Origin of the sequence: Ihubacter massiliensis (assembly GCF_024125305.1) — a bacterium.
In the GTDB taxonomy this organism is placed as follows: Bacteria; Bacillota; Clostridia; order Peptostreptococcales; family Anaerovoracaceae; genus Hominibacterium; species Hominibacterium faecale.
This window is the reverse complement of sequence record NZ_JAMXVH010000001.1, coordinates 2,618,840-2,631,275: the sequence shown is the minus strand read 5'-3', so window position 1 is coordinate 2,631,275 and position 12,436 is coordinate 2,618,840. Positions and strand designations below refer to the sequence as shown.

Here is a 12,436-nt window from a genome sequence, read left to right as displayed (position 1 = left end):
TAAGAAAGGAAGGACAAGGCAATGATGCGAGATCCAGTAAAGACGATCGGAAATTTGATTGACAAGCAGAAAACCGCCTACATCAGCTCCATTGACAAGGACGGTTACCCCAATACCAAGGCCATGCTGGCGCCGCGAAAGAGGGAGGGAATCCAGGTCTTTTATTTCACTTCCAATACTTCTTCCATGAGAGCGGCTCAATATCGGGAGAACCCTAAAGCCTGCATCTATTTTTGCGACCGGCGTTTCTTCCGGGGCGTCATGCTGCGGGGAACGATGGAAGTCCTTGAAGATGCTGAGAGCAAGGAAATGATCTGGCAGGAGGGGGATACCATGTATTACCCGCTGGGCGTTACCGATCCGGATTACTGCGTGCTCAAATTCACAGCAGAGGACGGGCGCTACTACAGCAATTTCAAATCAGAGGATTTTACTGTATGAACAGAGGGGCTGCCAAATTGTGTGACGGCCCCGCCTATTTTTCCCTTTAATTTTTGATCTCATTTTTCCATGATAACGACACGATTAATCCATGACATGCCCATGTTTCATTCACCTGATAGCGATATGATGCGAATGTAAATTTACGCTGACAAGGAGGATGAAATGAGAAGATGGAAGAATTGGGTGTGCGCGTTGATGCTGGTTTTAGTGACAATCGCGGTTTGCGCCTGTGGAACCGAGGAGAAGTCCGCATCATTGGAAGGCTATGAACAAAATAACCAAGCGCTTGCCTTTGACAACAGCAAGTGGAATTACGATGCAGATAACGATGTATACTGGCAGGTGAAAGTAAGCTACTGCTCAGAGCCGGAGACGACGGATTATGAAACAATGGGTATCTATGTTCCCGGAGCTTACTTCAAGGGCGAAAAGAATTCCGATGGCACCTACACTTGTACCGTTAACCATGAAACAAAGATAAAAGGCTATACCGGAGATACGGCGCCTATCGTTTTTCCGATTAATACGGCAGGCTACTCGGCCCAGGCGGCGCCAGAGGATTATAACTATGAATCCGTTTCTGAATATCTGCAGGCCGGCTTTATCTATGTACATGCAGGCATGAGAGGAAGGGACAACGGTTATGACAGCAGCGGCAGCTTGACTTACAGCGGCGGCGCGCCATGGGGCGTTACCGACTTAAAAGCGGCAGTCCGCTATTATCGCTATAATAATGACAGCCTGCCTGGCGATACCGACCGGATTTTTACTTTTGGACATAGCGGCGGCGGAGCCCAAAGCGCATTGATGGGAGCCACTGGGGACAGCGAGCTATACAATGAATATTTAGTCTCCATTGGAGCAGCAATGTTTGATGAGGATGGAAATTCCCTCAGCGACGCCATATGCGGAGCAATGTGCTGGTGCCCAATCACCAGTCTGGATTATGCAGACGCTGCCTATGAATGGAATATGGGCCAATATTCGACGGAAGGCACTCGCGCGGAAAACACCTGGACTTCGGCCCTTTCACAAGATTTGGCGGAAAGCTATGCTGCGTATATCAATGACCTGCAGCTTGCCGATGAAGAGGGAGAGATTTTGAAGCTGGAGAAATCTGCCGATGGGATTTACACGTCCGGTTCCTACTATAATTATCTGCTTTCCGTTATAGAAACCTCGCTCAACCATTTTCTCAATGATACGGAATTTCCGTATGCAAAGACTTCTGACCAGGAAAAATCAGGCGGAGGTTTTGGCGGTGGGGCGCCCGGATCTGAGGGAAAGCCTGATGATGGCAGCGCTCCTGATGGGAAACCGCAGGCAGGAAAACCGCCTGAGCAGGAAATACCCGATAATCAGAAAATGGAGCAGGCAGGAAACGAAAAAGAGGAAGAACGCACATATGCCTCCCCACAGGAGTATATCGATGATCTCAATGGGGATGGAAAATGGGTGGAATACGATGCAAAGACAGGAAAAGCCACCGTTATCAGCATGGAGGGATTTGTAAAGCATTGCAAACAGGCTGGAAAAGCAGTGGGCGCCTTCGACGATACAAACCGCAGTCAAGCAGAGAATAAACTCTTTGGAAACGATGACAACGACGCATTGCATTTTGACTCACAGCTGGCAAATCTGCTGGAGAAAAACCAAAACAAATATGAGAACTTTGATGACTGGGAGTCTTCGATCGTGGAAGATTATAAAAACGATCTTGGTGAAGTGGATAAGCTGGGCACTGATTTACAGACACGGCAGAATATGTATAATCCGATGTACGATCTCTCCAGTTATTACAAAGGAGAAAACACTTCTACAGTAGCTCCTTACTGGAGGATACGAAGCGGTATAGAACAGAATGATACGGCACTTACAACAGAAACCAATCTTGCCTTAGCCTTGAAGCAGAATGAAAGTGTTAAAGACGTGGATTTCGAAACAGTATGGGGCCAGGGACATACCTCTGCAGAACGCAGTGGAAACAGCAGCGAAAACTTTATCAAATGGATCAACGATTGTCTCAAGTAGGAGGCTTTTACGTATAATGCGAAAACCCCTGCATAAAGTGTTATGCAGGGGTGATGAAATGAAAAATATTTTTAAATCAATCAAATGGCTGCTGTTCTGGATGATGCTGGCGATGACCTTCTGCGGCGGCATCTATTATTTCCTCGGACACCAGAAAGCGCTGGAATTTATGGGAGGTTATCTCATCGAGCTGAGTCTCAGCATGGATAATCTCTTTGTTTTTGTAACAATCTTCGCCAGTTTCCGCATTCGGGAACATGCCCAGCATCGGGTATTGGGCTACGGCATCGCAGGCGCGATCATTCTGCGGTTCTTCTTTATCTTCTTCGGCGTTCATCTGGTCAGCCGTTTTGAATGGATTCTGTATCTGTTCGGCGGAATTCTCATTATCAACGGACTCAAAATGCTGAAAGATGATACTGGCAAGGATCCCCACGACAGCCTGGTTATCAAAATCGTGTCCAAAATTCTGCCCATGACCCGCAGCCTGTCAGGCGACCGTTTTTTGGTGCGGGGACGGGATGGAAAACGGCTTTTTACGCCGCTGTTTGCGGTGGTCTGCCTCATCGAGTGTTCCGACATTCTTTTTGCCATGGATTCTGTGCCGGCCGTATTTTCTGTATCCACCGATCTTTTCATCGTGTACACTTCTAATATCTTTGCCATACTGGGACTTCGGCAATTCTACTTTGTTTTGGAACATCTTCATGAACGGTTTGCCTATGTGAAATATGGAATTTCCATTATCCTGGTGTTTACAGGCATGAAGCTGGCCGGGCTGGCAATCGGATGGTACATTCCCATCCCCGAGTCCATTGCCGTTATCGCAATTGTATTGGCCCTGAGCATTCTCATATCCGTGCTTCTTTCCGGGCGCAGGACAGCCAGGCTCTAGCCCAGTGTCCGGAACTTGAGATATCCTTCACCATATATTGACGGGGCGCAGGCAGGAGGATATAATAAAACATATGTTTGCAAAAGGGGGCGAATGATTATGGCAAAAAAAGCAAAGACCGTGTTCGTCTGCCAGGAGTGCGGCTATGAAAGCGCCAAATGGCAGGGACAATGCATCTGCGGCGCTTGGAACTCCATGGTAGAAGAAAAGGTGCTGCCTGCTTCTGACGCGCAGGACAAGCGGCGGCGGACGGGAACGATAAAGGGTGCTGCCGAAAGCGGACAAGCCGGGAAAATAAAAAACCGGCCGTCAAAATTATCCCAGGTTGAGTCCGGCAGCTATACCCGCATGGACACGGGCATCGGTGAATTGAATCGAGTTCTGGGCGGCGGCATGGTAAAAGGCTCTCTCACACTAATATCCGGCGAGCCGGGCATTGGAAAATCGACCATTATCATACAAGCAGCGGCCAACATCGCCAAGAAATACGGACGGGTTTTATACGTTTCCGGAGAGGAATCAGAAGACCAGATCAAGATGCGGGCAGACCGGGTCTGCAAAGAATTGACGGACAACCTGTTCATCCTGGCTGAGACCAACATGGAGAACATTTCTGCCATCGCAGAAGAATTGAAGCCGGAATTTGTGATTATCGATTCCATTCAGACCATGTACAGCAGCGATCTGGACTCAGCCCCCGGCAGCGTATCCCAGGTACGGGCCTGCGGAAACGAATTGATGCGGGTAGGAAAAACCTATAACATCCCCATTTTCATTGTGGCCCATGTTACCAAGAGCGGCGAATTGGCCGGCCCGAAAATCGTAGAACATCTGGTGGACTGCGTACTGCATTTCAATGGCGAGCGGTATCAGGAGCTGAGAATTCTGCGGGCTTTTAAAAACCGCTTCGGAACTACGAGCGAAATCGGCGCCTTTGAGATGGCCGAAGAAGGATTAATTGAGATTGAAAACCTATCCAAAAGCTTCCTCGAGGGTATGGAGGATGGAGCGGAGGGATCCATGGCCGCCGCGGTCTATGAGGGGACCAGACCTCTGCTGCTGGAAGTTCAGGCGCTGGCGGCCCCAACCAACGTGGGATTTGCCAGACGGTCTTCCATCGGCGTCGAGCTTTCCCGCCTCAATATGATTCTGGCGGTACTGGAACGAAAGGCCGGTCTTAATTTGATCAACCAGGACATTTACGTCAATGTGGTGGGTGGGCTCAAGCCGGAAGGGACTTCCATTGATCTGGCCGTGGCGCTGGCTATTTATTCCACGGTAAGAGGAAAGCCCTGCTCGGGGAAAACCATTGCTTTGGGAGAAATCGGGCTGACCGGCGACCTCCGGTCCGTGCAGAACAGCGAGAAAATCGTCCGCGAAGCAGCGAGAATGGGTTTTGAACGCATCATCCTTCCTAAGAAAAATGCAGACAGGCTGTCAGAATTGGATCTTAAGGGCATGCGGCTGACTGGGGTAAAGCATATTATTGATGCGATTAAGATGTTTTAGGATTAAGAATAAATATACTAAAAAAATCAGGTTTGAGTAAAAACCTGATTTTTTTAGTGGAAAAGTTAAAATGTAACCGAAAGGTAACTGACGAAGCATATAATAAAAAAATATTAAGAAAGTATGCGTACGAACGATATTCATAAATGGAAGGAGAAAAGGATGAAGAGAGGGAAAAGCAGGATTGCAGTTGCTGTATTATTATGCATTGCAATGATTAATTCCGTATTGTTCGGCAGTGCGGCAGTATTTGCTGAAAGCGGGGATGCAGAAAGCGCCTCCAAAGCACAGGTTTCTTCTAAAATAGAGGATTATTTATATGACAGTCAGATTCTGACAGGGAGCGGAGAAGCTTATAATCCGGAAAATAGCATGAAACCGAGCGATTCTTTTTCTGTTAAGCTGATGTTCTCCGAAATATCCAGTGGTAAGAATGCCCGGCAGTTTCCGGATGATGGAGTGATGACCTACCAGATTCCGACAGATGTGATAACTGGCTTTGAGGCCGTAAAAGATCTTCCAATCAAAGAGATTGCGTCAGGAAACAAAATCGGTACTTACAGCATCAATGCGAGCGGCTTGATTATGGTTGATCTTAATGATGAATATGTTCAACGCTATAGAAACATAGAGGCCTACCTGACTTTTGAAGGCTCTTTCAGCCAAAAAGTCCAGGAAGGCGGCTCTACTGCGGAAATTAATTTCAGCGACAGCGTATCCATTACAGTTAAGCTGGAAGAGAAAACAAAACTTGAAATCAGCAAAGAAAGCGGCAGTTATAATTACGAAGAGAACACTCTGGGCTACACAATCAAGGTAAAAGCCGAATACGGTGCAAAAAATGTAACCGTGACGGATACCATGAGCGAATTATTGGCTATGACAGGAGGCACACAGGGGAAACCGCTGACGGTGAAAGACAGTAAAGGAAATGCTGTTCCATACAGCATTCTGGATGCCGGCGATGCTACTTGGAAAATCAATGTGGGTGATATGGCAGCGGGAGAAGTATATACAATCGCCTATACGGCAAAAGTGACAGACAAGGCATTTGCTGGTATTGCAGCGGACCGGAATGCTTCCTATAATCTCAACCCGAAAAACACTGTGACCGCAGAGGCGGATAATGCAGATAAAGTGACCGCTAATAACCAGCCGTCTATTCGTTTTCAGAGAATTGATAAGACCTACAGCGAACAGAACGGGAAACTGACCTGGACGGTGGTCATTAACGCCGACAAGTATCTGGATCTGGGTGGAGTTACAGTTACCGACACGATGGAGAGCGGATTGGTTCTGGATAAATCCTCGAACATCACCATTGCGAAAAACGAGGAGGCTGCGACAAAACTTGACTGGAAAGACGTTTCCAGCCTCGACAGCCAGTGGTCTTACACCTTCCCGAAAGATGCAGGAAAGAATACCTATACCTTTACCTACAAGACGAATATTCCGGAAGTGACAGGAATAGCGCAGAACGGTGCTACTGAGAGCTTTAAAAATAAAGTAGCACTGAGAATGTCTTCAGATATCATTTATACAGGTGACAAAGCTTATCAGAAGACCGGAAATCGTTTCTACAAGCATAAGTTCCGCACTGTGTATGGGGCTGATAAAGGCTCCAATCTTAAGATAGATTCGGAAGGCAACGTTTACATCCGCTGGACCAGTGTGATTCGTGTACCAAGCACCGGCCTGAAGAATTTTATCTTTGAAGATTATATTTTGAATAAAACTGGACCGCAGCATGAGTTTCCGACAGGACTGCAGGTTGTGAAGAAAACACCATCCACAGGCGATGCTTACAATACGATCAATGTAGAGGCAACGAGTGGAGTAAATCTTTCTGGTGTAGATATTAAGCTGGCATCTGGAGTGTCCGATGCAACAAAAGGGAAACATTCCAAAGAAGGCATAAAAGACGGCTTTACCCTGTACTTTAACACAAATATAGCGGATAAGAGCAAATCTTTCCTTCCGGCAGCCGGCAAGGCGTATGATGTGCGCATTACCGGCTATACAAAGGTGATTGGAACGGAAAACGGGGCTCGTCGAAACAATGCCCGCATCACATCCGGAACTGCGAGCGATTTTGACTATGAAGACTATTCCATCAATATGAAAATGACCGGCTCTAAAGCTAAAGCACAGTTTGCGGATGGGAAAATTCTCTGGAACGTTAAATTTAACGGCCATTACGCTTCCATGGAGGAAGGGGATGTAATTGTAAAAGATACTTTTTCCGATAACCAAGAATTCGATGACAATTATACTGTGGTTCTGACAGAGAACGGCACGTCGATGAATCGAACGATCAAAGTAACAAAAGATACCAGCGACAAGAAAAATTGCACCTACCGGTTCAACCTGGGAAAACTGGATAACAATAAACAATATGTCCTGAAGTACCAGACCAAGGTGAAAAGCGACGTTTTCACAGCATCAGGGATCAAGACCTTTAAAAATACGGCATGGATATCGATTGATGGGGAAGAAAAGCTCGAGGTAAAGAATTCCTTTGATGTGAACAATGATATTGTTTCCAAGAAAATTACAACGCAGCCGGAGCGCAAAAACCAGTATAAAGCCGGATTTACGATTCAGGTAAATCCAAATGGTGCTTTACTCAACTCCAACTCGGCTGCGGAGCCAGAAGATTATGTAATTGCGGACACCTATAGTAAAACAATGGCAATCGATTTGGATTCCATTAGTATTATCCGAGACGACGCAGAGAAACTGAAAAATGACGAGTATACAGTAGCAATCGATACCAGCGGAAAAGAAAATAAGCTGGAGATTAGGATTCCAAAGGCGGACGGACACAAGTATACGATTAAATACAATGCAGCGATACAGGGAGAAATTGGCGAAACCATAGAATACTCCAACACTGCAAAACTAACAGTCAATAAAGAGATCGATGAAGGTGATGTTTCAGATAAGGTGCTTATCAAGGAGCAGGCATCAGATGCTGGAGCCAGCGGAAGCTTGCTGAACATCAATGTGCATAAGCGCGATCGTGCGAATTCGTTAAAATCGTTGCAGGGCGCGGAGTTCCAGCTTTATAAAGACCAAGTATCCGAGAAAAATCTTTTGGGAACAGAAGTAACAGGCGCAGACGGAATTGCTGTCTTTGGGCAGGATACAAACGGAAAGACCAACCTCACCAGTGAGGGCAAGGATTACTATTTGGAAGCAGGGGTAAAATATATCCTTAAAGAAAGTGCTGCGCCAGATGGGTATGCATTGGATTCCAGCGAGACCGTGTTCCAGATCCGCGATAAAGGAACGGCACTGCTTGATCCGGAAAAAATCGATCCTTATAATATGGGCGCCACCATCGACCGCTTTAATGATAAGTATAATTTTAATTTAAAGAAAATCGCGAGTGAAACAGGCAATGCTTTGTCTGGTGCGGAATTCACCCTTTACACAGACAAGGAGTGTAAAGGCGACGGCACGACAGTCACCGGCAATAAGGATGGAATATTCACCTTTAAGGGGCTGAAGCCGGGCACCTATTATCTGAAAGAAACCAAGGTCCCCAAGGGATATTATGATTCAGGCAAGGTCTACAAAGTTGAAATTGAACGAAACGGCGATGCGGCCATCGACGGCGAAGCGGTAAACAGCCAGGATCGAACTTATGAAATTACCAATACACTGGCCGGCAGCATCCGGGTAACCAAGGAAGTAAAAGAAGACGGTGTTGGCGTGAACAGCTATGAAACCTTCTATACGGCTTTATTCAGCGACAGCGATCTGAAGGATCGGGTCAGCCAAGTGAAGGCCCTGGAGATGAACGGCAACCAATCTTCCACGGCAACCTTCGACAATTTAAAAGTAAATGAAACCTATTACGTTGCCGAAACCGACAAAGATGGAACGGCCTATTCAGACCAGGATAACAGCGATCAATGGGCAATCGCCTATGACAACCAGGTCGTAACTTTAGACCCGGCCAACCTGACCGCTGAAAGCAAGATTACCAACAGCTTTTACTCACAGTATTACTGGGCGGGATCCATCGATGTTACAAAACGGGTGACCCTGGATGGCAAGGACTTTGAGACCAACAGCATTTTCTATGCAGGCCTTTATACCGATGAGGACTGCACACAGCAGGTGGGTGATATCAAACCACTGGTTATGAATGGGAAATCCAGTACCACAGTGACCTTCTCCGATTTGAGCATCAATCAAACCTATTATGTAGCGGAAACCGATGCTGAGGGAAAGGTGATTACCAATGCCCAGGAGCAGCTGGGCTGCAAGATGAGCATCGATCAAAACACCTTTACTCTGACCGAAGCGAATACGGAAGGAAAAGCGGTGATCACCAATGACTTCCACGATGAAGAACAGTTCTATTACGGTGGACAGATTACAATCAATAAGACGACCACCTTCAAGGGAAAGGCATATGAGACAAACGAAGTGTTCTATGTGGCGCTTTTTGCAGATCAGGCCCACAAAGAACGAGTGACTGATGTCAAGGCCCTGGAGATGAACGGCAAGACTGCCGCTAAAGTCAGCTTTGAAAATCTGGCTTATGGAATCTACTATCTGGCCGAAACCGATCAAAGCGGCAATGCTCTGACGGATTTGGAAGCTGCGGAATTGGGCTTCACCAATGTGCTGGATGAAGAAATCAAGCTGGATGTGGATGCGGCTGAGATCGAGCTGGAGAATCAGATGACCGAAGAATATGTAACAAAAAATGGTGATGATGCGGATAACCCCAAAGGCACAGCGACTCAGACCGGAGATGACAGCAACATGACGCTGCTGATCCTGGGGATGTTGATCGCGCTCACTGCAATGGGAATCGTACTCATCACCAGCAGAAGGCGGAAGAATTCTTAATAGATACGGTAGATAATAATGGGGCTGCCGCATTGGTGCGACAGCCTTTTTTTCGATCCATTTTGTGAACGATTGGAAACACGAAACATTCGGGGAGGCGCTGCTCTGCCATTCTGGAGCTGAAGGAACGGGCCCTTCGGGCCCGGATTAATAGAAGGTGAAAAGTAAAATGATCGCTCCAGCTTGTTTTGGTCTAAGTTTGCGATGAATTTTCATCGTGGGAAAAGAAAAAAAGCTAGAAAAGCGATAATTTCTTGCTCTTTTTAGGTGGATTAGCAGCGAAAAAGGCCTAAAATCATCGCTGGGAAGGCTGCCAGACACAGATCGCGATGATTTGCACCCGACCTCGACTCCCGGCCCCTTTCCCCGAACCCCGAGCCTCCGAGAACAGGACGCTTCATTATGGTAAACCAAAATGGCGGCGCTACTGTCATAATAAGCTGCCCCTGGCAGCCTTTACAGCTTATATACGTGATTGAGAGGACCAGGTCCTTTTCCCAGATCCAGGCCGTCACGCAGCGCGCCTGAAAGATAAGCTTTCGCCTGCTCCACACTTTTGTTCAAAGAATGGCCGGCAGCCATATTACAGGCGATAGCCGAAGACAGAGTACAGCCGGTGCCGTGGGTGTTGGGATTGTCGATCCGATCCTCTTCATACCAGAAAGCTGTTCCTTCTGCATAAAGGAGATCGGCGGCAGTCCCCGGCAAGTGGCCGCCTTTGATCAGAACTGCCATATGCAGATCATCAGCAATGCGCGCCGCTGCCTTCAGCATATCCGGTTTTCCTGCGATGGAAAACCCACAGAGTACCTCTGCTTCGGGAATGTTGGGCGTTACCAGCGTTCCAAGGGGAAGGAGCTTTGCGATCAGAACTTCCACCGCATCCTCTGAGAGAAGGCGGCTGCCGCTGGTGGAGATCATGACCGGGTCAATAACGATGTTTTGCGCCTGATATTCTTCCAGCTTTTCGCTGATAGCCTCAATGATCCCGGCGGCGGAAACCATGCCGATTTTTACGGCGTCGGGAAGGATATCGGTAAAAATCGCATCCAGCTGCTGACGGACAAACTGCGGGTCAGCGTCCATGATCCCGTAGACACCGGTGGTATTTTGTGCAGTCAGCGATGTGATCGCGCTCATGGCATACATCTTGTGAGCAGTAATGGTTTTAATATCTGCCTGAATACCGGCTCCTCCGCTGCAATCGGAGCCGGCTATGGTCAATACTTTTTTCATTTTGCGATCATCTCCTGCGACAGCCTGCGAAGATCTCTGCAAGTCTGTTTAATATCCGAGCTGGCAAAAATAGCCGAAACCACAGCCACGCCGTCGATTCCCGTTCCCGAGAGCCTGCGAATATTTTCCCTGGTGATGCCGCCGATGGCACAGATGGGAATGGAAACTGCCTGGCGAATAGCTTTTACTGTATCATGGCTGACCGGATTGGCATCTTTTTTTGTAGAAGTATCAAAGACAGCTCCCACGCCCAGATAGTCGGCGCCGTTTTTTTCCGCCAGAACGGCCTGCTCCACAGTCTGAGCGGAAACGCCCAGGATCCGGTCATCTCCGATCAATTCCCGAACTGCGCCGGCCTGCATATCATGCTGACCCACATGAACGCCGTCAGCGCCGCATTTGACGGCAAGCGGCGCATTATCGTTGATAATAAAGGGAACGTGATACTGATGGCACAAGGTTTTTATTTTTACCGCTTCATCCAAAAAAGCATCCTCCGGCAGATCCTTTTCCCGCAGCTGCACACAAGTGACGCCGCCTTTGAGAGCCGCCTCCACCTGCTCATAGAGCGTTTGGCGGCCGGTCCAGGAGCGGTCGGTTACCGCATACAGGAGCATGGTTTTTTTATCGCACTTCATAGTTGGCACCCCTTTCTAACTCATCGCCGCTCAGGCAGTATACCGCATCGATGAGACGGCTGCGAAATGTACCGCTGCCTTCTCCTTCTTTCAGATGGGAATAGGCGATTTCGCCGCACAGACCCATGGCGCAGACGGCCGCCGCTGCCGCCGCAAGAGGCGTATCCCGATTGGCGGTCAGGTAAGCCGCCATCATGGCAGAGAGCATACAGCCGCTGCCGGTGATCCGGCTCAACATGGGATGACCGTTTCTGATAATGAAAGCTTGCTGCCGGTCGCAGACCAAATCAATGACCCCGGTGATGGCGATAACAGCGCCGGTCCGGGCAGAAAAATCCTGAGCAAAACGGATAGACTCATCCAGGTTGTCCTCGGTGATGGCATCGGCCAAATCGGCGTCAACTCCCCTGGTAGTGGCAGAACCCAGAGACAGAGCTTTGATCTCAGATACATTGCCGCGAATGGCAGTAAACGAGACTTGATCCAGCAGCTGTCCGGCCGTTTGGGTCCGCAGAGGTGAAGCCCCCGCGCCCACCGGATCCAGCAGCACCGGGCGGCCGCATTGATTGGCTTTCTTGCCTGCTGCCAGCATAGCCGGAATGGTGGATTGGTTCAAGGTTCCGATATTGATGTTCAATCCGCCGCAGATGGAGGTAATATCAGCGGCTTCCGCCGGATCGTCGGCCATAATGGGCGAACCGCCGCAGGCCAGCAGGATATTGGCGCAGTCGTTAACGGTTACATAGTTGGTAATATTATGTACAAGCGGCGCTTGGCTGCGTACATTTTCCAATTGTTCCTTTAGCATAAAGCA

The 12,436-nt window shown here is 48.3% G+C and carries 8 protein-coding genes; 5 read left to right on the top strand and 3 right to left on the bottom strand.

The annotated features are described in order from the left end of the window. The first annotated feature begins 24 nt into the window (after positions 1-24). The 5 genes from NIA71_RS12230 to NIA71_RS12210 all read left to right on the top strand — a co-directional run bounded on the left by NIA71_RS12230 (position 25) and on the right by NIA71_RS12210 (position 9,748). Entirely contained in the window at positions 25-441 is a 417-nt protein-coding gene (locus tag NIA71_RS12230) for a pyridoxamine 5'-phosphate oxidase family protein (protein WP_148397957.1), read from the top strand. Positions 442-606: 165 nt separating this feature from the next. Continuing rightward, complete coding sequence (locus NIA71_RS12225; RefSeq protein WP_253020525.1) at positions 607-2,475, top strand: subtype A tannase; 1,869 nt, start codon at positions 607-609, stop codon at positions 2,473-2,475. Between the two features lie 58 nt (positions 2,476-2,533). Next, the gene (locus tag NIA71_RS12220; RefSeq protein WP_148397807.1) at positions 2,534-3,370 is read left to right on the top strand and encodes a TerC/Alx family metal homeostasis membrane protein; all 837 of its coding nucleotides are present in this window, start codon (positions 2,534-2,536) and stop codon (positions 3,368-3,370) included. 99 nt (positions 3,371-3,469) lie between these two features. Continuing rightward, a complete protein-coding gene (gene radA / locus NIA71_RS12215; protein WP_253020524.1) occupies positions 3,470-4,879 on the top strand; it encodes a DNA repair protein RadA in 1,410 nt (469 codons plus the stop codon). A gap of 162 nt (positions 4,880-5,041) precedes the next feature. After that, the gene (locus tag NIA71_RS12210) at positions 5,042-9,748 is read left to right on the top strand and encodes an LPXTG cell wall anchor domain-containing protein (RefSeq protein ID WP_253020523.1); all 4,707 of its coding nucleotides are present in this window, start codon (positions 5,042-5,044) and stop codon (positions 9,746-9,748) included. Positions 9,749-10,204: 456 nt separating this feature from the next. Here NIA71_RS12210 and thiD read toward each other — a convergent pair whose 3' ends face one another. The 3 genes from thiD to thiM are packed head-to-tail and all read right to left on the bottom strand — an operon-like array spanning position 10,205 to position 12,430. Next, the gene (gene thiD / locus NIA71_RS12205) at positions 10,205-10,984 is read right to left on the bottom strand and encodes a bifunctional hydroxymethylpyrimidine kinase/phosphomethylpyrimidine kinase (protein WP_148398453.1); all 780 of its coding nucleotides are present in this window, start codon (positions 10,982-10,984) and stop codon (positions 10,205-10,207) included. After that, positions 10,981-11,622 (bottom strand): thiamine phosphate synthase, encoded by a 642-nt coding sequence (gene thiE, locus NIA71_RS12200; protein WP_148398455.1) that lies wholly within the window; start codon positions 11,620-11,622, stop codon positions 10,981-10,983. Before thiE ends, thiD begins: the two co-directional genes overlap by 4 nt. Further along, the gene (gene thiM / locus NIA71_RS12195; RefSeq protein WP_253020522.1) at positions 11,609-12,430 is read right to left on the bottom strand and encodes a hydroxyethylthiazole kinase; all 822 of its coding nucleotides are present in this window, start codon (positions 12,428-12,430) and stop codon (positions 11,609-11,611) included. Before thiM ends, thiE begins: the two co-directional genes overlap by 14 nt. Positions 12,431-12,436: the final 6 nt, after the last annotated feature.